This is a genomic window from Aeromonas sp. ANP5 (genome assembly GCF_963870295.1).
Lineage (GTDB): Bacteria > Pseudomonadota > Gammaproteobacteria > Enterobacterales > Aeromonadaceae > Aeromonas > Aeromonas veronii.
Genome location: NZ_CAWMRY010000006.1, coordinates 124404 through 146736 on the forward strand (window position 1 = coordinate 124404; position 22333 = coordinate 146736).

Sequence of the window (22333 nt, forward strand, 5' to 3'; positions counted from 1 at the left end):
TCACAAGTTTCATACAGCTGATTGAAACTAAATTAAGCGCGGCAAGGCCCCTTTGCTCGCCCTTGGGAAGCAACTGGAGTATAAAAAGATCAACTTCCATAAAAACAACGGGTTTATCGCATGGCAGCGGCCGAGTTCAGAGCGCTTAGGGACTATCTTGGCAGTCAGATCCTGGGACAGGAGGAGCTAATAGAAGGGCTCCTGATTGCCCTGTTATGTGAAGGACATGTGTTAATCGAAGGGGCCCCCGGTCTTGCCAAAACCCGCGCCGTCAAGGCGCTCGCTGGCGCCGTCGAGGGACGCTTTGCCCGTATCCAGTTTACTCCCGACCTGCTACCTGCCGATCTCACCGGCAGCGAGGTGTTTCACCCGCAGGATGCCAGTTTTGTATTCCAACCCGGCCCCCTCTTCAACCATCTGGTGCTGGCGGACGAGATCAACCGGGCACCAGCCAAGGTGCAATCAGCGCTGCTGGAGGCCATGGCCGAACACCAGATCACCGTGGGCAAAAAGAGCTGGCGGCTGCCACCCCTCTTTATGGTCGCCGCCACCCAGAATCCCATCGAGCAGGAGGGAACCTATCCCCTGCCGGAGGCGCAGCTCGACCGATTTCTGCTCAAGCTGATGGTGGATTACCCGAGCCCCACGATGGAGCTCGCCATCTTGCAGCTCAACGCCAGCGGCGAACAACTTGGCGCGGCGCCGGTGACCCTGAGCCAGACCAGCTTGCAAGGTGCTCGCAGCGACGTGCTGGCGGTGACCATGCAAAGCAGACTGGAGCACTATCTGGTGGAGCTGGTCTGCGCCACCCGCCCGGGTAGTGGCCTTTGCCCTGCCCTTGAGCCACTGATTGCCGTAGGGGCCAGCCCCCGCGCCACACTTGGGCTGGCTCGCTCCGCCCGCGCCCGAGCCTGGCTTGCCGGACGTGATTATGTGCTGCCGGAAGATATTCAGCTGCAAGCCTATCCGGTGCTGCGCCACCGCCTTATACCCAGCTATCAGGCACTGGCCGACAATCTGGATAACGATATCCTGATCGCCCAACTGCTGGATCAGGTGCCATGCCCCTAGAACCCGGTCTGCATCCCGATATCGCCCTGTCGCTGCCACGGCTGCTCAATATCCGGCTCTGGGCCAAGGCCAAGAAGCCACCTCACGCTGGCAGAAGCAGCAGCGAACGCGGCAAACCGGGCCGATCTCCCGGACTCACGTTTCGAGAGCTGCGCGCCTATCAGGCTGGTGACGAGGTACGCCATATCGACTGGCGAGTGACCGCACGCCTCGGTCGTCCCTATACCCGCCTCTATAGCGAGGAGCTCGATCAGGCGCACTGGCTGCTGCTCGATCTCTCTCCCGCTATGTATTTCGGCTCCACGCTGCAACTCAAGGCTCGCCTGGGATGCGAGCTGGCGGCAGCCCTGATCTGGCAAGGGGAGCAGCAGCACAACACCCTGATCTGCCACGGGCTTATCCCCCATCACCAGAGCCAGCGCGGCAGCGTGCTGCCCCTGCTCGAATCCCTCTGCCATCACTATCAGCAAGGGCTGGCCCGCCGGGCGCTTTCTCACTCACTGGCCGATACCTTGTCCGGCGTGAAGCTGCCTCACGGAGCCAAGCTGACGATCATCACCGATCACAGACCCTGTGAGTCGGCGCTCTGTCAGCAGTTGCAACTGCTTTCGCAGTACCACGATATTCACTATTGGCAGGTCCGTGACCCCCTCGAGGCTGCCCTTCCCCCTGATGGCCAGCTGCCGGTGGCCATTGATCGGCCAGGGCAACACTATCAGGGCTGGCTGGATGGGGGCCATGCCGGTTTCTCCCAGCGCTACCGGTATGCCGCCGAACAGCAACTGACCCACGGCAAACAGTTGCTGTTGCCATTGGTGCAGCGCCTCTATCTGCTCGATAACGGCCAGACGCTGCAACAACAGTGGCAGGAGGGGTTATGTCATCAGGGATGATCACGCACGCCGACGTCGACATTACCAGCCCCGCCTCCGAGGCCATCACCCCGCCACTGGCCGCCCTGATGCGCGACATCCACCCGGGGCCGGATCTGATTGAACAGAGTCTTGACCCCAGAGTGCAGGCGCTATTGTGGCTCCTGATCGCCGGTTTTCTTCTGCTGCTGCTCGTCCTGATTGCCCGCAGGGTGATACGTTACCGCCGCTGGTGTCGTCAGCTGGAGGGGGATCCGGCGCTGCTGGTGGCGCAAATACAGGAGGCCCTGCGTCATGAAGCGCTACAGCGCTGGCCCGAGGCGCGCCAACTGCAAGGTGAGGCGTGGCTCGCCTTCGTCGATCGTCACGGCGGCAGCGATTTTAGCCAGTTCTCGTCTCACTGGAGCAGTTGGCTCTATGGCAGCCAGAACCCGACTCGCGAGCAGTGCGAACAGCTTCAGCAACATTATCGCCGTTGGGGTCAAACCCTCTTCTTCCAGCTCGCCCCCCGCTCGAGGCGTAAAACCGCGCGGAGGCATCCATGATCCTGGCCTGGCCCTGGTTTGCGCTGGCGCTGGTGCTTCCCTTGCTGGTGCGCTTCGGCTTGCCGCCCCTGCGCCGCGGCTATCTGGCTCACCCCGGGTTTGCCCTGCTGTGTCCTCAGGCCGGATTACCGCTCTGGCGCGCCATGCTGCTCTGGTGCGCCCTTATCCTCGCCCTCTGCCGCCCCCAGTGGTGGGGGGAACCGGTTATTCAATATGAAGGGAGTCGGGATCTGCTGCTGGCGGTGGATTTGTCAGACAGCATGCGCACCCCGGATATGCTCGATAACGGCGAGCAGCAAGCACGGCTGACGGCAGTGCGCCAGCAGATCAAGGCGCTGATCGCCAAACGGGCCGGAGACAGGGTGGGCCTCATCGTATTTGCCGATCACGCCTACCTGCTCTCTCCCCTCACTCAGGAGATCCCGGCGCTGTTGACCTTGAGCGACGAGCTCGATTTTGATCTGGTCGGCCGAACCACCGCCCTTGGCGAAGCGATCCAGCTGGCACGTCAGCATGGGGATCCTGGTCGCCCCACCGCCCTGCTGCTGGTCACTGATGGCCGCAATACCGCAGGCAATGCCGACCCGCTGCAGGAGGCCAAACTCGCCGCAGCGCAGGGAATACGGATCTACACGCTGGGGGTCGGGGCCGATCCCGATACCTTTATCCAACCCTACGATGAGGCGGGCAGCGGTCAGGCCGATCCCAGCAGCGAACTGGACGAACCGCTGCTTAAAGAGCTGGCGCAGATCGGCAAGGGGCATTACTTTCGGGCACGCACCCAAAGCGATCTCGATACCATCAACGCGACTCTCAATGCCCTTGAACCTGCCCCAATGCCGATTGCCCACTACCAGCCGGTGATCGAGCTCTACCCCTGGCCGTTGGCACTGCTTTGTGGCTTGTTGCTTCTGCCGTCAGGGCACGGCAGGCTCGAGTTTCGCATGGTGCGTAGCTGGCTGACACGAGGTGCACGCAGATGGATCTGATCTTGCTCCGCCCCCTGTGGCTGATCGCACTCATCCCCTGGCTCTGGCAAGGGTGGCGCCGTCGTCGCCAGCCCCTGCTGCTCGCACCTGCGATGCAGGCTTATCTGCTGCCAGCCTCCCGTCCTCAGCGCCCCTGGCTCTGGCTGGCAACCCTGCCCGTGATTTTGGCCCTGAGTGGCCCCGCACTGCGCGGTGAGCTGCAACAGCAGCCTGCAGCACCGCTAGATATCTGGCTACTGGACTTGTCACGCTCGATGACCGCCACCGATCTCAAACCGGATCGGGCGACCCGGGTCAGGTGGCAGTTGCAGCAACTGCTGAGCCGTGCTCAGGGCGAGCGCATCGCGCTGATCCTCTACGCAGGCGATGCCTACCTCGCCATGCCGCCCACCCGGGATCATCAAGCCCTTTCGCTGCTGCTGCCCGACTTGCGCCCCGATATCATGCCGCTGCAGGGCAGCAACCCGGCACGGGCGGTGGAACTTGCCATGAAGCAGCTGGCCCCTGGAGAACAAGCGCGTCTGCTGCTGATCACCGACGACCTCACCCGGAATCAGATGACCCAAATCGCCGCCCTGTGGCCCTGCCAGCAACGCCTTCTTTGCCGCGACACCCAGTCGGCACGCCTCGATATTCTGCTTGCCAGCAGTGGTCAACCGGCCCCCATGCCCGCCATTCCGGCCAATGAGTTGGGGTTTGCCGCCCGCATGCCCGCGCAGTTGCCCGCCCCCGATAGTCAGGCCATTGCCGCACTGGCCAATCGCCTCGGCGGTGAGCTGCAGTGGCTTGGCAGCGACATCCCCCGCTTTGCCCCTCTCCCCGCCACGACCTCGGCCCTCACCCCGGCACCACTGGATCTTGGCCCCTGGCTGCTGATCCCCTTGTTACCACTGGCCTTGCTGGCCAGAGTCGGCGCCCGGTTGATGATGGCGCTGATGGTGGGTGCTCAGCTGCTTGCGCCACAAGACCTGCAAGCGGCAGAGAGGGGAGACCTGCAAGCGATGCAGGCTTATCAAGAGGGGGATTTTCAGCGGGCAGCCCGCACCTTCAACGATCCAGTCTGGCGCGGCAACGCCTGGTATCGAGCTGGAGCCTACCGGCAAGCCATCTCAGCCTATCAGGAAGCGGCGAGCGCCACTGCCCACTACAACCGCGGCAATGCCCTGCTGCAACTGGGGGAGTTTGCCGCAGCCAAAGAGGCCTATCTGGCCGCTCTGGCACTGGAGCCCGGCCATGAAGATGCGCTCTATAACCTCTCTCTGTTGCAAGGCGGTGCGGCTGCCGCTCCCGATACCAGCACCAGCAAGCAACCCAAGCCATCGGCTGAACAGCAGGCAGCAGCAATGCCCCTGCCCCCCTCTCCCCCGGTGTTGCTGCTGGAGCAGCGACTGCGCAAAGAGGCACTACGCCGGGATCTGATCAAGGTGGAGGAGCCCTGGTGACGCGGGCAGGATGGGGGCTGTTGCTCGCACTCGCGAGTCCACTTTGCTGGGCCTTGCCCCCCCGAGCAGAGCTGCTGCCGGGGGTAGACCCCAGCGATTGGCTGCTGATCATCGAAGCGGATGGCGAGCGCCAGAGCAGCGAACTGGAGATCACCCCCTTACTGCGCCAGTTTGCGGTGGGCAGAGTGACCATGAGCCGGGTCACCACCCCGGTACAACAACTGACTCGCTGGCAGATCCCGCTGCACCAGAGCAACTCACCCGCTAATACAAAGGTGGTGATTGCCCCGCTCAAGCTCGGAAATGAGTTCACCCCCTCTCTCCCCCTGCCATTGAGAGAGGCGAAAACAGCGGCGCTGCCGCAACCCGCAGCCCCCTCGCCCCTCGAAATGCAGGCCAGCCTTGATCATCAGGGCCCTCTCTATCCCGGCCAGCCGGTGATCTACCGCCTGACTCTTTGGCTGCCTACCAGCATGCAAAACCCGGCCCTGAGCGAGCTCAGCTCTGCCCACTTTACCATCCGTCGCCTCGGTAGTGACGAGTGGATCGCCCCCGCTCAGGCTGGTCTACCCGGCCGGCTCACCCGCAGCTGGCTCATTCAGGCAAAAGCGCCTGGGCTATGGCTCCTCGACTCACCCCGCTTGCAGGGGCAGCTCACGCAGCAAGGGAACAAGCCGCAAAAACTCTCGGCCCGCGCGGCACCACTCGAGGTTCGGGTCGACAAAGCCCCCGCCACGCCGGTGGCCACCCGGCTGACCCTGAGTCAACGGCTTGAACCGGCCTCCACGGGGGAAGTGGGTGAACCACTGATCCGTATCCTCACCCTGACCATGGAAAATGGTGACAGCGGCCAGATACAGCTTGCCCCCCTGATGGCCCATCAACTGCCAAACGGCATACAGGCACATCCCGATGGCGAGCAACAGCAGGAGCGTTACCGAGATGGCAAGCTGCTGTTTGAGCGACAGTGGCGCCAGACTCTGGTCGCGGAGCAGAGCGGCGACTACCAGCTGCCCCCCATTGATCTGCCCTGGTTTAATACCCAAAGTGGCCGGATTGAGCAGGTCAGCCTGCCTGCCATCACGCTGACGTTTCAGGCAACGACAAATCGGCAACCTGATCAGCAGACATCGCAGATGGCACTGCGAGAGAGCCTTTGGTGGGTCGTGCTGGCCGTGACGCTGCGTACGCTATGGCGCCACTGGCCCCGCTGGCGTGCCTTCTATCAACTGCAACGAGCCCTTGCCCGACACCAGCCGGATGCCAGTCGCAAGGCGCTGATCAAGTGGGCGACCATGCGCTGGCAGGTCTCCTATTATCAATTAGGCCAGTTGCCTGACGCTGGGCATAATCGGCTCGGCAACGCGCTCGCCACACTCGAGCGAGCCTGTTTTGCACGGCCCTCTTCTGGCCCGCCCATCGAGTGGCGCGCTCTGGCGCGTACCCTCAGGGCTGATGAAACGGCCGGTATTGCGCACCTGATTTACCTGCTGGCGCACGGGAGTTCCCGCTCCCGCCGCCACGCCCCCTGACAAGGATTGCCCTATGGCACTACTGTTTTTTAGAAAAAAACGTGCTCAGCAGCATATTGGTGGAAATGATCCGGCCACTTCGCCGGTCTCTGATCCCATGGCTGACAAACAAACCAAATTTGAAGCACTGGTTCATGCGCTGCATGGCGATCTATACCGGTATGCCTACTGGCTGACCCGGCATCCCAACGTGGCGGAAGATCTGGTGCAAGAGACCTTCCTGCGCGCCTGGAAGGCTATCGACACCCTGCAGGATGACAAGGCGGCCAAGGGGTGGCTGATCACCATCCTCAGACGGGAAAACGCCCGCCGCTTTGAACGCAAACAGCTGGAGCTGGTTGATCTCGACGATCACCCTCAACCCCAGCACGATGCACTGCACAGCGAACAGGAGATGGAGAACGAGTGGTTGCACCGTCACATCGCCCGGTTACCCGAGGAGTACCAGGAGCCACTGCTGCTGCAAGTCGTGGGAGGATTCAGTGGTGAGGAGATTGCCGAGATGCTCGGCCTCAACAAGAACACCGTCATGACCCGCCTGTTTCGCGCCCGCAACCAGATCAAGGAGGCGATGGAGCAGAAGAACCAAGCAAGAGGACACGGACATGGATGAACTCGAATTTCGCCGCAACGCCATGATCCAGCCCAACGATCAACAACCGGACTTTCTCAGAACCGCTGACGCCAGCCAGGCCAATCGGAACTATCTCGACGAGATGAAGCAGTTCGACAGAACCCTCAAGCGCGCCATGCAGGTAGAGGTCCCAGCCGGACTGGCCGAGCGGATCCTGCTCAGGCAAGCCATGCAGCAAGACAGTGACGCGCCAGATGATTTACCGCCATCCCGCCCCCTTGGCACGGTGCCAGTCAAGCTCCGGACATCTACATCCTGGCGCCAGATCGCCTTGGCTGCATCGGTCGCCTTCCTGCTGGGAATGAGCACCCGCTGGATCACGCTGCCAGAAACGGCTCCTGCGGCTCTCTCCCTCGCACAGGTGGCGATGGCTCATGTCTATGGCGAAGAACCCTTTATTGAAGGTGTCGATGAGCAGGTCAATCTGCATAACATCAATGCCAAGATGGAGAAGTATGGCGCCACCTTAAGCGGGATGGATGGGCTCAAGGTGACCTATGTCAATCACTGCTCGTTTTATCAGGGTCCGGCCTTGCACATGGTGATCCAGGGAAAGATGGGGCCAGTCACCCTCTTTTTAGTGCCCAAACATGTTCCATTAACCCTGCAACAGGCCACCTTTGAAGATGGCACCCTCAAAGGGGAGATTGTCCAGCTCAAAGGCGCCAATATGGTACTGATTGGCGAGATGAAAGAGCCACTTGCCCCCGTTGCCAACGCCCTGCAGTCACGTCTGCAGTGGGACATTTAACATCGCCGGTTAACAACCTCAGATCCATCCTCAATAGCAGGTGGCGGTCACCAGCCGCTGCCTGTTCTCCCCCTGATTACTCCTCTTTGTCACTCATTTGCCTCAAGATTTCGAAAAATTGACAAAATTATTTTTGTGACGGAGATCGGCAATCCAGGTCAATAATCCACCTTTAGACCCTCAAAATGATGAATTAAACAGCAAGTTAAAACAAATGATTAACACGTCGATCACTTTTATGTATTCTGCTGTCACTGGTCTGATTTCTTACCTCCTACCAGATCCATAGAATCACGCCAGAATTGATTGGGAAGAAGCTGAAATAAAAACGGATTTTGTCGAGGTTTGCATTGAACGTGCAGCCAATATCGGCAAAAAAATCTGCCTACAAGAGAGAACACCATGACGACAACTATTTTCAAGAAGAGCCTGATTGCCGCCACCATCGCGCTGGCCACCGGTCAAGTCCATGCCGCGGCATTCCAGTTGAACGAGCACTCGGCCTCCGGTCTGGGTCGCGCCTATGCCGGTGAAGCAGCTATTGCCGACAACGCCTCCGTTCTGGCCCGTAACCCGGCCGCCATGACCACCTTCGACAAGATGGCAGTTTCTGTCTCCGGCACCTACATCAAACCGGATGTGGATGTGGAGGGAACTATTCCTTTGCGTGGCGTAAGTGCCAGCCAAGATGACATTGCACCAGCAGCCTTTGTGCCAGCCTCATATTTTATCCAACCAATTAATGACCAGTGGGCTTGGGGTATTGGTCTCTTCTCCAACTACGGGTTGTCTACCGAGTACGATAAGAGTTTCAACGCAGGCTCTGGAGCAGGTGACACATCCCTTGTTACGTTCAACATAAACCCCAACATTGCCTACAGAATCAACGAGCAATTCAGTATCGGTGCTGGAATTAATGCAGTTTATGGCGCAGCTGAGTTGAATCGCTTCAACGGAGATTTGATTCCTCAGTTACCTAATGCGACTCGTGTTTCTCACATGAAAGGAGACACTTGGGGCTTCGGTTGGAACATTGGTACACTTTACGAAATTAACGAAAATAACCGCTTGGCACTAACCTACCGTTCACAGGTTGACATGAGCTTTGACGGGGATTACTCGAATGACCTCCCTGCGATTGCTGGCGGCTTGGCCGGTAGAACGATTGACGGCAATCTTAAGCTCGATTTGCCAGCACAAGCAGAGTTTGCTGGTTACCATCGTCTTAATCAGCAATTTGCAGTTCACTACTCCGTTAACTGGACCGACTGGAGCGCATTCCAAGAACTGAAAGCAACCTCCAGCAGTGGTGCAACGCTTTTACAAAAAGACGAGAAGTTTAAAGACTCAACTCGTTATGCGATCGGCGGAACTTGGTACATAAACCCAGTTTGGGAAGCACGTCTAGGCTTTGCTTATGACAAAACTCCAATCGAAGCTGAGTATCGCAGCTTGAGCATTCCAGACTCAGATCGAATCTGGTATAGCGCTGGTACAACATACCACTTCAACCAAGATATGAGCTTGGACTTCGGCTTGACCTATATCGATGGCAAGAAAGTTGATGTAGATGAAAGCTTGGGTGCGACTCATGGTCCTGCAAGCCTACAAAACCCGCATTGGGTTGGTACTTCACATGGTGATGCATTCTTAGCATCTGTTGGCTTCAACATGAAGTTCTGATTATTGATAGAATTGAAAGAGCGCCGCCAGGCGCTCTTTTTTTATCCGCAAAAGCCAGTTCAGCGCACACATGTAGCACACACGTGTTTATTTTTCTTTTCCAATCAAGCTATTAGAGTGCATCATCCCAGCATTTAATCTTGTTTTATCCAGATACTGGCCATTACCGTTGCCTTACTGGTCATACCATATAAAATCCTGCCCTCATTCATATGACCGATTGAACCTTCGGGTAACAGCAAGGATTTTGCCATGCATCCCATCATCAAACCGTCCGCCATCGCCCTGCTGGTGATCGCGGGTCAGACTCATGCCGCCGGGTTCCAGCTGGCTGAACAGTCCGCTACAGGCCTGGGACGCGCCTTTGCCGGTGAGGCCGCCATCGCGGATAACGCCAGTGTGCTCTCCCGCAATGCAGCAGCCATGACCCGCTTCGATCAGATGGCGCTCTCTGGCGGAGTCATCTATGTCAGTCCTGACGTCAATATTGAAGGTAACACCCGCTTGCCGACCAAAGCCGGTATCGTCACCTCCGACGCCAGTGCACACGATATCGCCGCCGCGGCCTGGGTTCCCAACGCCTATCTCATCATTCCACTCAATGAGCAGTGGCGCCTCGGCTTCTCGGCAACCTCTTACTACGGCCTTGGCGTCAAGATGCCGGATAACTACAGCGCAGGACACTTTGGCAATGTCTCCGATATCAAGACCATAGACCTGGGTACCTCACTCGCCTACCGCATCAATGAGATGTGGTCAATTGGTGCCGGGATCTCTGCTATTCAGGGCGAAGGCGAAGTCGGTGGCACCTTCCCTTCTCGAAACTTGATCGCAAAACATTTGCAAGGGGATGGCTGGGCATGGGGCTGGAATGTAGGCACCTTGCTGGAGTTGTCCGAACAAACCCGAATTGGCCTCTCCTACCGTCACGATGTCACTTTGACCCTCTCGGGAGATGCTATCGTGGGCCGACCCAATGCAGATGGCTCCGTTACCGAGATCAGAGATACCGGCAGTCTGGATCTGCCATTACCCGCCACCGCAGAACTTGCTGCATTCCATCAACTGACTGACAAGCTGGCTCTCCACGGCAGCCTAAACTGGACCAACTGGAGCAAATTCGTTCAGTTGGAAGCTGATCTCAACAATTTGCAGAACATGCACATCAAGGACGAGTACTGGGAAGATAGCTGGCGCTACGCCATCGGTATGACCTATCAGGTCACTCCCAAGTGGCAACTGCGCTCCGGTGTGGCCTATGACGCCAGCCCGGTGCCAGCCGATCGTCGTACCATCTCCATCCCAGATGCCGATCGGCTCTGGTACAGCCTGGGAATGGGGTATCAGTTCACGCCCAACCTGACCGTGGATCTGGGGCTGACCCTGATCGATGGCAAAAAGGTGGATGTCACTGAAAAAATGGAGCTGCAACCGGGTAATCCGATGACGACCTCCACCTTCCAGGGCACTTCCGAAGGGGATGCCTGGCTGGCTGGTGCACAATTGAGCTATCTCTTCTAAATTCCTTCCCTGCAAAAAACGCTATGCCAATTATTGCCTTACTCAATAAGGTGAACACTGGCATAGTGTTCTGCAACACCATAAAATCAACCCAGTACCTTTACTGGAGCAAGGCATGTATTCCTACGTAGCAAGACAGCCGATCCTCGACAGAGACCTCAAAACTCATGCCTATGAGCTGCTCTTTCGCGATAGTCTGAATAATGTCTTCCCAAGCATCTCCTCCCAACAGGCAACGTCACGCCTGGTGGTCGAACAGTTCCTGCAACAAAATATCGATCAGCTGTTGGGGGGCCGCCCCTGCTTTATCAATTTCCCCCACTCACTGCTGCTGGAGGGATTGGCAGAGTGCCTGCCGCCCGAAAAAGTGGTGATTGAGATCCTGGAAGATTCCCCACCGGATGATGCCCTGCTGGAAAAGGTGAAACAGCTGCACAAGCTGGGATATCAACTGGCACTCGATGACTTCACCATGTCACCGGATTGGGAGCGCTTCCTCCCCTTTATCCACATCATCAAGTTTGATCTTCGTGCCACCCCCCTGATGCAGATCAAAGTGTTTATCCAGCGGCATCAGACGCTGGGGCTCACCTATCTAGCGGAAAAAGTAGAGGACAAGGCGGAGTTCGAGCGGGTCAAACAGCTGGGGATCCAGCTGTTCCAGGGCTTTTTCTTCAGTCGACCCGAGATGGTCAAGCAAGCTACTATGGAGCCGGCGCAAGTCGTGGTGATGCAGTTGCTCAACGTGGTCAACGAGGCAGAGCCTGATATCAACAAGATTGAGCAGCTGCTCGGTCAGGATATCTCCCTCTCTCTCAAGCTGTTGCGCTATGTCAACCATCTCAAAGGCCACACCAACCCTATTTCGTCATTTCGCCAGGCTGCAATCTATCTGGGCAACACCCAGTTAAAGCGCTTTGTTTCGCTGGTAGCCGCGACCAGCGCCGGCAAGGGCAAGAGCGCCGAGCTCTACCAGATGTCGATGATCCGTGCCCGATTCTGTGAACTGCTGGCCCACGCCCACGCTCCGAGCCAGCAGGCACAACAAGCCTTTATCACCGGTCTCTTCTCCCTGCTGGATGTACTGATGGAGCAGCCGATGGACAAGCTGCTCGGCACTATCCCTCTTATCGACGATATTCGGCTGGCGCTGCTGGAGCGCAAAGGCAATCTGGGTTTCTACCTCGCGTTTTGTGAAGATTACGAAAGCGCCAACTGGTCACGGGTCACGGCCAGAACAGCCCGCCTGGGGCTGAGCGAGGATAAGGTGAGTCACCTCTATCTGGCCGCCACCACCTGGGTCACGGAACAACTGCTGGCGATGGAAGCCACCAATTAATTCGTCTCGTCATTCACCTCGACCGCGATAGCGGTCGCCTCCCCGCCCCCGATACAGAGCGCGGCCACGCCTCGCCGCAAACCCCGTTGCCGCAGCGCGGCGATCAGCGTCACCAGAATGCGTGCGCCACTCGCCCCCAGCGGATGACCAAGCGCACAGGCCCCACCATGCACATTAACCTTGGGATGAGGGATGCCGACCCCGCTCATGGCCAGCATGGTGACCATGGCGAAGGCCTCGTTGATCTCAAAGAGACCCACCTCTTCCACCGACCATGCAAGACGCGCCAGCAAGCGTGAAATGGCGCCAATGGGCGCAGAGGTAAATTCGGCGGGCAATGCCGCGTGGCTCTGATAACCGACGATCCGTGCCAGCACTGGTACCTGCCAGGCTTGCGCCGTGGCGCCATCCATCAATATCAGCGCCGCCGCACCGTCCGAGATGGAGCTCGAATTGGCCGCCGTAATGGTGCCCTCCTTGCCAAATGCAGGCTTCAGGGTCGGGATCTTCTCCGGTCTGCCCTTGCCAGGCTGCTCGTCTTCGGCCAGCAACAAGCGATCACCGCGATAGACACTTGCCAGCTCGGATGCAAACGCGCCGGCTTGCTGCGCATCGCGGGCACGCTGCAACGACGCAAGAGCAAACTCATCCATGGCACTGCGGGTCAAACCGGCCTGATCGGCGCTGCGCTGGGCATGTATCCCCATCAGCTGACCATCATAGGCATCTTGCAAACCGTCGAGGAATAGGTGGTCCAACACCTTTTGATGCCCCATCCGAAAGCCGTTGCGGGCATTATCCAGCAGATAGGGGGCACGGCTCATACTCTCCATCCCCCCCGCGACCACCACCCTGTTGTCACCAAGGCGGATGGTATCCGCCGCCAGCATCACTGCTTTCATGCCGGATCCGCACACCTTGTTGACCGTGGTAGCAGGCACACTATCTGGCAACCCTGCTTTCAACAACGCCTGCCGGGCTGGCGCTTGCCCCACGCCCGCCGCCAGCACATTGCCCATAAACACTTCATCGACCTGCTCCGGACTCAGCCCACTTTGCTGTAGTGCCGCCTCAATGGCACAGGCACCCAACTCAGGCGCAGTTACCTCTGCCAATGCCCCCTGAAACGCCCCCATCGGAGTCCGTTTTGCCGCCACAATTGCAATATCCATTTGCCTTCCTCTGTTTGTTACATGGCCATAACATAGGGGTTCTGACGCGATGGAACAAGAGTTGCAGTGCAGTTTACGTTTAGGTAAGGTGCAGACAGGATTTAGTTCGCCAAGAAGTCTGTATGAACAACAAGGATGAAGGACGGCGCTTCAGCATCAGTGAGCTGGCCCGGGAATTTGATATTACGACGCGCAGTATCCGTTTCTACGAGGATCAGGGGTTGCTTAATCCCGCCCGAGAGGGACAAACCCGCATTTACAGCAAGCAGGATCGGGTTCGCCTCAAGCTCACCCTGCGCGGCAAGCGGCTCGGGTTCAGCCTCGCCGAGATCCGCGAGTTGTTTGATCTCTATGATGCCGACAAGAGCAGCCGCACCCAGTTACAGACCATGCTGGGACTGGTTGAGGAGAAACGGGAGACACTGCAACAGCAGATGGAAGATATCAGGATGGTGCTGCTGGAGCTGGATGCCGCCGAGCAGCGTTGCCAACAAGCCCTTAGCCAGCTGGGATAACCGCCTTGCTGGCTTATCAGGTAAGTCCTTTCAGCCCGCTCACAAGATGCCAGATAGCAAAAAGCCACTCCTGAGAGTGGCTTTTCTTCAACCTGACGGTTCGCTATTAAACGCGAACGAAGTCCAGGTGGATCAGCTTGTAACGTACCGGGTGACGCTGGATAGCTTTCACTTTTACGTTAACTTCTTCACCGTTGATAACCAGAGTCAGTACAGACTCATAAAATTCCGGCTTCTCTTGAGCCAGGATCATTTTCTTGTGGTCAACAGTGATGGACAGGGCTTCTTTGCCTGCACCGTAAACGATGGCAGGAACTTGGTCAGCTTGACGCAGGCGGCGGCTCGCACCTTTCCCCAGGTCAGAACGGACTTCAGCTTGGAATACGAAAGACATAGTATGTATCTCTTTTGGATGAATTTATGGTGCTAACTGCGACCGGTCAGCACCTCGCAAAACGAGCGCGAATACTACCACGGGCCAAATTCGGATACAAGGTACCGACTCTGCATTTAGCGCCCCTGCTCCAACCGGGCGAACTGCTGCTGACGCTGGGCCGGGCTCAGGGCATCAAACCGCGCCAGGGTCTCGGCGCGCGGGCAGTAGAGAGCCTCCCCCGTTCTGACTCGAATGCTCTTGCCAAGCCGCGGCTGGTTCTCTGCCACCAGCGCCAGCAAATAGCTGTAGGTATCGGCTCCCCGGGCACTGGATAACTGATTCGCTATACGCCACAGGGTCTCCCCTGCTGCGACCTGATGACACACGGTTTGTGGACCGCCAGCAGCGGGAGCCGAGAGGGTAAGCATGACGTCACTGCCTGCGGATAAGCTAGCCGTGTGGCTGGCGAGCGCTATATCGGCGCTCACTACTCCCTCATCTACTTTGGCACCACTCATCCCCGCAGTGCGAAACGTCACCCCCAGTTGAGCCAGTAGAGGTTCGCTCTCGTCGGGGTCGGTAGACATATCAACACTACCGAACGCGTCTTGGGGTGTGCGAAACTCGGCGATAAAGGGCGCGACAGGTTGCGCGTGATAAGCAGGGAACCCACTCCCCTGCAGCACGATTGCACCAGCCGCAACAGCCTGCCCGGGGACAACCCCGTAAGCCATCTCGTCGATGCGCCGCAGCCTTGCCAGATAGGTTTTGGAGAGCTGCGCCTCCCCCTCGAACAGATCAAAGGGAGGCACCAGCCGGGCTGGAAAGAGGATCTGCCAGCGACCCTGCTTCTGCTTTTGGGCCAGCGGCGGAAACTGATTGCCACGCCAAGCCACAAACATCGCAGGCGGCGTGCGAGCCAGCGGGTAATATTCCGGGTTCAACTGCACCCAGGTTTGTTCCGCGATGGGTTGATAACCGCTGATCACCACCTGCGCCACACTCAACCAGATCCCCAGCATCCTTGCCTCCCTGATTTGCGGTTTGAAGGGGCTACCTGACCGGCAACCCCTTCTCATCACCCGCTATCATGCTGTTAAAACAGTTAGATAGCAGCTTAGCACTGAGCGATGGCGTTAAGCACCCGTTTATCGGAGACCGGATAAGGGGTCCCCAGATTCTGGGCAAAGAACGACACTCGCAGCTCCTCGATCATCCAGCGAATATTGGCCACCTCGGTGGGAATAAGCTGGGATTTGGGGATCTTGGCCAGCAGCGCCTTGTACTCCGACTCCACGCTGTGCACCTTGAGCATGTAGACCCGATCCCGGTTGGGATCGATAGCCAGCTTCTCCAGGCGACGCTCAATGGCGCGCAGGTAACGCAGCAAATCAGGCAACCGCTGCCAGCCGGTCTCGGTGACAAAGCCTTTGTGAATAAGGTTGCCCAATTGCTGCTGGATATCAGACATAGCAAAAGCGGTATCGAGCTGCATCTTGCCCTTGAGCCGCTTCTTGATCTCATGGGACAGCGTCAGTACGGCCTCCACCTGCTTGGCTACCTCCACCACCGCATCGTTGAGCTCGGCACGGACAAACTCCTTGAGCGCCTCGAAACCGACCTCGTCCCAAGCCAGCCCGCCATGTTGCTCGATCAGCTTGTCGCAGCCGCAGGCGATGCAGTCGTCAATCAGCTCCGCTACCTTGCCAAACGGGTTGAAATAGAGCCCGAGCTTGGCCTTGTTGGGCAGCTTCTCCTGCAGATACTTGATGGGGGATGGCACGTTGAGCAGCACCAGCCGGCGCTGGCCCGCCCACATCAGCTGCTGCTGCACCACAGAGCTCTCCACCAGCTGAATGGCGACCGAATCCTTCTCGTCTACCAACGCCGGATAGGCTTTCACCTCGAAGCCGCCGCGCTTCTGGCTGTACTCCTGGGGCAGCTCGCCAAAGCTCCACAGGGTGAGACCGGACTGCTCGATGTCATCATCCGCCACTTGCGACAGGGTCTCCTGCACCTTGCCACGCAGCGACTCTTTCAAGGCTTCCAGATCTTTCCCTTCAGCCACCTTCTTGTGCTTATCATCCACCACGCGGAAGGTGAGTTTCAGGTGATCGGGCACCGCAGCCCAATCCCAGGATTCTCGGGGCACGGTCACGCCGGTCATGCGGCGCAGTTGGCGCTCCATTTCGTCCAACAGCGGCCCCTGCTCGGGATTGAGGGTGGCAAGCAGCGCATCGGCATAGTTGGGGGCCGGTACGAAGTTCTTGCGCATCGGCTTGGGCATCGACTTGATGAGGGCTACCAACAGCTCGTGACGCAGCCCGGGGATCAACCACTCAAACCCCTTCACCTCCACCTGATTCAGGAGCGGCAGCGGGATATGCAGGGTCACGCCATCGGCGGCCTCCCCCGGCTCGAACTGATAGGTCAGCTTGAGCTTGAGGCGCCCCTGCTGCCAGAAGTTGGGGTAGTCGAGATCGCTGATGTGGGCCGCATCCCCCTTCATCAGCATCTCTTTCTCAAAGTTGAGCAGCTCGGGATCCTGCTTTTGCGCCTCTTTCCACCACTTGTCGAAGTGACGGGCGGAGATCACCTCCTCCGGCAAACGGGCATCGTAGAAGCGGAACAAGTCCTCATCATCCACCAGGATGTCGCGCCGACGGGATTTGTGCTCCAGCGCCTCCACCTCGGCCAGGAGCTTGCGATTGTCGCTGAAGAAACGGTGACGGGTCTCGAAATCCCCCTCCACCAGCGCGCGGCGGATAAACAGCTCGCGGCACAGCGCCGGATCGATACGGCTGAAGTTGATGGTGCGCTCGTTGACCAGTGTCAGGCCATACAGCGTCACCTTCTCCTTGGCCATCACGGCGCCGTTTTTCTTCGACCAGTGGGGGTCGCTGTGGTGCAGCTTGATGAGATGACCCGCCAGCGGCTCTACCCACTCGGGTTCAATCTTGGCGTTGATGCGGGCGTAGAGGCGGGAGGTCTCCACCAATTCTGCGGCCATCACCCACTTGGGCGGCTTCTTGAACAGACCCGAGGCCGGGAAGAGGTGGAAGCGGCCGTTGCGGGCGCCGAGAAACTCCGGTTTTTCCAGATCCTTGTTGCCGATATGGCTCAAGAGGCCGGTCAGCAGGGCGCAGTGCACCGTCTTGAAATCTGCAGGTTCATGGTTGGCTTTAAAACCCAGCTCTTTGACCGTCTGGCGCAGCTGGAAGTGAATGTCCTGCCATTCACGCACCCGCAGGTAGGAGAGAAACTCCTTCTGGCACATGCGGCGGAACGGATTGCTGCCAAGGGCATCCTGCTGCTCTTTCAGGTAATTCCACAGATTGACGAAGGCGAGGAAGTCGGAATCCTTGTCTTCAAAGCGTCTGTGCAGCTCGTCGGCGGCCTGTTTCTTCTCCATGGGTCGCTCGCGGGGATCCTGAATGCTGAGGGCAGCGGTGATCACCATCACCTCGCTCAAACAGCCGGTTTGCGCGGCGCTGATCACCATCTTCGCCAGACGCGGATCAAGGGGGATACGCGAGAGCTGGCGACCGGTCTCGGTCAGCTGCAACTTGGCTTCGCGCTCGCCGGTGGCAGGCAGCTCACGCACCGCCTCCAGTTCTTTCAAGAGGGTCAAGCCATCCTTGATATGGCGCGACTCGGGCGGCTCGACGAAGGGGAAGGCCTCCATATTGCCAAGGCCGAGCGCCAGCATTTGCAGGATGACGGAGGCCAGGTTGGTGCGCAGGATCTCGGGGTCGGTAAAGGCGGGACGGCTGTTAAAATCCTCCTCCGAGTAGAGGCGGATACAGATGCCGTCCGCCACCCGACCGCAACGCCCTTTACGCTGGTTGGCGCTGGCCTGGGAGACCGGCTCGATGGGCAGGCGCTGCACCTTGGTACGCCAGGAGTAGCGGCTGATGCGGGCGGTGCCCGGATCGATAACGTAGCGAATGCCTGGCACCGTCAGCGAGGTCTCCGCCACGTTGGTAGCGAGCACGATGCGCCGTCCGGCATGTTGCTGGAACACCTTGTTCTGCTCGGCGTTGGAGAGGCGGGCGTAGAGCGGCAGTACCTCGGTATCGCGCAGGTTGAGTTTGCGCAGGGCATCGGCGGTATCGCGGATCTCCCGCTCGCCGTTCATGAAGATGAGGATGTCCCCCAGCCCTTCGCGGGCCAGCTCTTCCACCGCATCGAAAATCCCCTGCAGTTCATCGCGCTCTTCCAGCCCTTCACTCTTGTCACTGGTGAGTGGACGGTAGCGCACCTCCACTGGATAGGTGCGACCGGAGACTTCGATCACCGGCGCCTTGTTGAAATGGCGGGAGAAGCGCTGGGGGTCTATGGTGGCCGAGGTGATGATCACCTTGAGATCCGGGCGTTTTGGTAGCAGCTGTTTGAGATAGCCCAGAATGAAGTCGATGTTGAGGCTGCGCTCGTGGGCCTCATCGATGATGATGGTGTCGTACTGGGTGAGCATCCGGTCGTTCTGGATCTCCGCCAGCAGAATACCGTCGGTCATCAGTTTGATGTGGGTCTGCTCGCTCACCTGATCGGTAAAGCGCACCTTGTAACCCACGTAGTGGCCGAGTTCGGACTCCATCTCCTCGGCAATACGGGCCGCCACGGTACGGGCCGCCAGACGGCGCGGCTGGGTGTGGCCAATAAAGCCCTTCACTCCGCGCCCGAGCGCCAGACAGATCTTGGGGATCTGGGTGGTTTTGCCCGAGCCTGTTTCCCCTGCAATGATCACCACTTGATGCTCTTGAATGGCCTTGGCGATCTCAGCCTGCTTCTGGCTCACCGGCAGGTTGTCCGGATAAGTGACCTTGGGCACTCCGGCCAGACGGGTTTGATAGCGCACTTCGGCGGCGGCCAAATCAGCGGCGATGGTCTCCAGCACGGCGGCCTGTTTGCCTTCAGGCAGCTTCTTGACCCCGTGCAGACGGCTGGAAAGGCGACGGGCGTCGAGGTTCATGCAGGCAGAGAGACGGCGGCGCAGCGCCTCGATAGAGAGAGACAAGGTACGAATTCCTTAAATAGGTGCCCAGAGGGGCCATATCGATAAGCTGGGAGCGATCCTAAAGAGCGAGCGGGAACGGTGCAAGCCATAACATAGCGTTATATATGGGAAGACTGAGAGATTGGCCAATCCCCAAACATGACAGAACAATCATTGTAAGATGGCATAACATGAATAAATGGCAGCATATGAAATAGCCAAGGCAAGCCGAAGCTTGCCTTGGGAGAGAGAAAAACAGGGTTAACCGTGGGTGTGATGGACAAAACAGGTGGTGAGCTGGGCATGAATGGCCTGCATGACGTTGTGGCGATTGATAACCCCGAGCAGACGCCCCTCCTCCACTACCGGATAGATCTTCGGCTTTTGCCCCATCATCATCTCCGCCAGGCTCAAAATGCTGGTATCGGGTCCCACCGACAACACCTCCTTGCGCATCACATCCTTGACCTGCGCCACCTGTTCGCAGTGATAGGCCTCCTTAAGCAGCACTGCGATGCAATCCTGCTCGGAGATCCAGCCAATCAGATGGCCCTGCCCATCCACCACCGGGCCACCGAGCTGATGACTGTTCAGAAATTTCTCGACCGCAGCTTGCACCATCATGTCGGCAGTGAAGGTGATGGGTCTGCTCTGCATATAATCCTTGGCTTTTAGCGATTCCATATCTGCTCCCCTACGGTAGTCCATCAAGCTGGCGTCTTGTGCGCCGGTACCGGCACCATGCTCGGCTTGTTCCAAGCATAGCTGGCTCGCGGCAGTATGAGTCAGCGGCCAGCCTCTCCCTCAATTGATGGCATGATCCGGCTCGCAATCCGGAATGGCTGCCATCATCATCTGCGGCAGGTGATCGGCCAGCACCGCCACCACAGCGGGATCGACCCGCCCCTGATCCGCCAGTTGCTGCATAAAGGTCAATGCGTCACGGGCAGGCAGACCGCGCCGATAAGGTCTGTCCTGCACCATGGCCTGAAAAATATCGGCGACCCGCAGGATCCGCGCTTCGAGCGCCATGGCGGATGCCGGCAGGTGGAACGGATAGCCCTCCCCGTCAGGCTCCTCATGGTGATAGGCCGCCCAACAGGCAATCTCTTCAAACCCTTCGATATGGCGCAGGATCTGGTAAGTCTCGAAGCTGTGGGTATTGATGATGGCCCGCTCCTCTTTCGTCAGGCTGGCAGGCTTGTCGAGGATCTCGTCCGGCACCCTGAGCTTGCCCAAATCGTGCAGCAAACCGGCGATCTCCAGCATGTCACAATGGATGGCACTGACTCCCATCAATTCTGCCAACGCACGAGACAACCTGCTCACACCGAGTGAATGCGTCATCGTGAATGGACTTTTGGCGTCGACAATGCCGGAGAAGATCTGCGCCAGCGCTTTAAGCTCCCCGTTGAAGGTCAGGCAAGGCTCCCGCACCTGCAGCATCTCCAGCATGTAATCATTGATAGAGCGCGCTTCCAGCTGCAGCCAAAATGCCTCAGAGCGAGACGCCTTGAGGAAGGCATCCACCAGCTCGGGGGCAAAAAACTCGTCACGGAAATCCTGCAGGCGTGCGCGGATCTCGTTTGTATGCATCAACAATGAACCATCGCCATAGTAGGGCGCCGCCAACGCATCGCAGCGATCCACCAGAAAGATAAGGTTGGCCTGACGGGCTACATTGGGGTCCACATCGGCCATCTCGCGCAACAGATGCCAGTGGGTATGGTGATAACGGATAGGCAGGGCCAGCGGGGCCAGCAAACGGAAATCCTTGAGCAGCTGATATCCCACCTCGCAGTGGCGCTGGGAGGACTCCCAATCGAACTCGCTGACCAGATGATGATGGGTGATGGTCGAGGAGACTCCGATATCATGCAGCACCCCCAGCTCGAACAGCAGACAGCTTTCGGCCTCACTCATCCCCTGCTCCCGGCTGCACTCGGCAGCCATAATCCCGACCCGTTTACCGTGGGCCACATCGCCAATGCCCACCAGATCCAGCGAGGCTGACAGGGCATACACCACCTGCCTTAGATCCACTTGCAACGAAAAGGGGGCTGCGCCCTGCGCTCTGTCCATGATCCGGGTCCCATGCGATGTTGTCGTATCAAACTGGCGCTGTTTTATGCTTCGCCTTCTATCAACTTAGTCAATAGCCGAGCCTTTTACCTTGTTTTTATAGACATTTATGAACCTGCGCACCTTGAAAAGACAAAGATCACAGCTGGATTTATTTGGCCACTCCCATTCAAGTTATATTTATCCGTTCAAAAATATGCGAGCAGACTTTTTAAATCTCGCGTAGAGATTGTGAGCAATTTTAAAAACTCATATCTGAGCGAAACAATCAACACCCCAACTTTACTTAATTATGACTTAATCAGAATTAAAGAGTGCTCGGTTTGCCAGTAAGAATTTTGAATAAAGGCACACCACAACGCTCATAACTGCCACCATCCCCAAATTAATTAACCAAACTGTGAACTCCATCACCCATTTATTCGCCTTGTCGCCATCGATAGCGGTAGACACCTCCGCCTTCTGGATACAGCTTCCCATGCTCGCTCCAGCCCACCCGATAGCCTGCGACCGAAGAGTTGGAGAAAAAATAACGGATAACCAGCGGTTATATTCGCTATAAGGCGACAAGGATAAACGGGATTTATAGAGTGAAACTGTTGAAAGCTGATTTTCAAGCTGCGGTTAACTCGGGCTATTCAGGTCATATCACTCTTTGCAGGTCATAACGACAGCGATAAAGGGGAATGTGCCCATCCGGGTATTCCATCCCCTCCAACAGCCTGCACGGGATGATATTTCCACCGCGTTAAACGCACGCAGCTTTCATCGCCCATTTTGTGTACCAATTCACATCAGATTAGGATGTGGAGC

General features: G+C 58.0%; 18 protein-coding genes. 12 read left to right on the plus strand and 6 right to left on the minus strand.

Translation table 11 applies throughout. From position 1 onward, the window contains the following. Positions 1-120: 120 nt before the first annotated feature. The 11 genes from AACT07_RS05640 (at position 121) to AACT07_RS05690 (ending at position 12379) form a co-directional block, all read left to right on the plus strand. Positions 121-1071: an AAA family ATPase gene (locus AACT07_RS05640; protein WP_069526869.1), complete on the plus strand. Its 951-nt coding sequence runs from the start codon at positions 121-123 to the stop codon at positions 1069-1071. Further along, positions 1062-1964, plus strand: coding sequence for a DUF58 domain-containing protein (locus AACT07_RS05645; RefSeq protein WP_069526870.1), 903 nt, complete (start codon positions 1062-1064; stop codon positions 1962-1964). The genes AACT07_RS05640 and AACT07_RS05645 overlap by 10 nt, the downstream gene beginning before the upstream one ends. After that, positions 1949-2488, plus strand: a complete 540-nt coding sequence (locus AACT07_RS05650) for a DUF4381 domain-containing protein (protein WP_069526871.1) — start codon at positions 1949-1951, stop codon at positions 2486-2488. Before AACT07_RS05645 ends, AACT07_RS05650 begins: the two co-directional genes overlap by 16 nt. Beyond that, positions 2485-3477, plus strand: a complete 993-nt coding sequence (locus AACT07_RS05655) for a VWA domain-containing protein (RefSeq protein WP_069526872.1) — start codon at positions 2485-2487, stop codon at positions 3475-3477. The genes AACT07_RS05650 and AACT07_RS05655 overlap by 4 nt, the downstream gene beginning before the upstream one ends. Continuing rightward, positions 3468-4919: a VWA domain-containing protein gene (locus AACT07_RS05660; RefSeq protein ID WP_069526873.1), complete on the plus strand. Its 1452-nt coding sequence runs from the start codon at positions 3468-3470 to the stop codon at positions 4917-4919. Before AACT07_RS05655 ends, AACT07_RS05660 begins: the two co-directional genes overlap by 10 nt. A gap of 20 nt (positions 4920-4939) precedes the next feature. Next, positions 4940-6451, plus strand: coding sequence for a BatD family protein (locus AACT07_RS05665; RefSeq protein ID WP_069526874.1), 1512 nt, complete (start codon positions 4940-4942; stop codon positions 6449-6451). A 13-nt stretch (positions 6452-6464) separates the two neighbouring features. Further along, positions 6465-7064, plus strand: coding sequence for a sigma-70 family RNA polymerase sigma factor (locus tag AACT07_RS05670; RefSeq protein WP_069526875.1), 600 nt, complete (start codon positions 6465-6467; stop codon positions 7062-7064). After that, positions 7057-7836, plus strand: coding sequence for a DUF3379 domain-containing protein (locus AACT07_RS05675; protein WP_069526876.1), 780 nt, complete (start codon positions 7057-7059; stop codon positions 7834-7836). The genes AACT07_RS05670 and AACT07_RS05675 overlap by 8 nt, the downstream gene beginning before the upstream one ends. Before the next feature lie 402 nt (positions 7837-8238). Continuing rightward, positions 8239-9519, plus strand: a complete 1281-nt coding sequence (locus AACT07_RS05680) for an outer membrane protein transport protein (protein WP_005351698.1) — start codon at positions 8239-8241, stop codon at positions 9517-9519. A 252-nt stretch (positions 9520-9771) separates the two neighbouring features. Next, entirely contained in the window at positions 9772-11040 is a 1269-nt protein-coding gene (locus AACT07_RS05685) for an OmpP1/FadL family transporter (protein WP_069526877.1), read from the plus strand. A gap of 115 nt (positions 11041-11155) precedes the next feature. Then, positions 11156-12379, plus strand: a complete 1224-nt coding sequence (locus tag AACT07_RS05690; RefSeq protein WP_005333249.1) for an EAL and HDOD domain-containing protein — start codon at positions 11156-11158, stop codon at positions 12377-12379. Here the strand turns inward: AACT07_RS05690 and AACT07_RS05695 are convergent. Continuing rightward, positions 12376-13551 carry a thiolase family protein gene (locus tag AACT07_RS05695; RefSeq protein WP_069526878.1) on the minus strand — a complete coding sequence of 392 codons (1176 nt, stop codon included), beginning with the start codon at positions 13549-13551 and terminating at the stop codon, positions 12376-12378. The genes AACT07_RS05690 and AACT07_RS05695 overlap by 4 nt on opposite strands. Positions 13552-13673: 122 nt before the next feature. Here AACT07_RS05695 and AACT07_RS05700 point away from each other — a divergent pair, with 122 nt between their 5' ends. Next, positions 13674-14066 (plus strand): MerR family transcriptional regulator, encoded by a 393-nt coding sequence (locus AACT07_RS05700; RefSeq protein WP_005360322.1) that lies wholly within the window; start codon positions 13674-13676, stop codon positions 14064-14066. 106 nt (positions 14067-14172) lie between these two features. Here the strand turns inward: AACT07_RS05700 and rplY are convergent, their stop codons facing one another. From rplY to AACT07_RS05725, 5 genes are all read right to left on the minus strand, one after another. Beyond that, positions 14173-14460 (minus strand): 50S ribosomal protein L25, encoded by a 288-nt coding sequence (gene rplY, locus AACT07_RS05705; RefSeq protein WP_005333252.1) that lies wholly within the window; start codon positions 14458-14460, stop codon positions 14173-14175. A gap of 116 nt (positions 14461-14576) precedes the next feature. Next, the gene (locus AACT07_RS05710) at positions 14577-15464 is read right to left on the minus strand and encodes a hypothetical protein (RefSeq protein ID WP_069526879.1); all 888 of its coding nucleotides are present in this window, start codon (positions 15462-15464) and stop codon (positions 14577-14579) included. 95 nt (positions 15465-15559) lie between these two features. Further along, positions 15560-19459 carry an ATP-dependent RNA helicase HrpA gene (gene hrpA / locus AACT07_RS05715; RefSeq protein WP_069526880.1) on the minus strand — a complete coding sequence of 1300 codons (3900 nt, stop codon included), beginning with the start codon at positions 19457-19459 and terminating at the stop codon, positions 15560-15562. A 240-nt stretch (positions 19460-19699) separates the two neighbouring features. Beyond that, a complete protein-coding gene (locus AACT07_RS05720; protein WP_005333273.1) occupies positions 19700-20122 on the minus strand; it encodes a CBS domain-containing protein in 423 nt (140 codons plus the stop codon). 120 nt (positions 20123-20242) lie between these two features. Then, complete coding sequence (locus AACT07_RS05725; RefSeq protein ID WP_069526881.1) at positions 20243-21520, minus strand: HD-GYP domain-containing protein; 1278 nt, start codon at positions 21518-21520, stop codon at positions 20243-20245. Positions 21521-22333 lie beyond the last annotated feature (813 nt).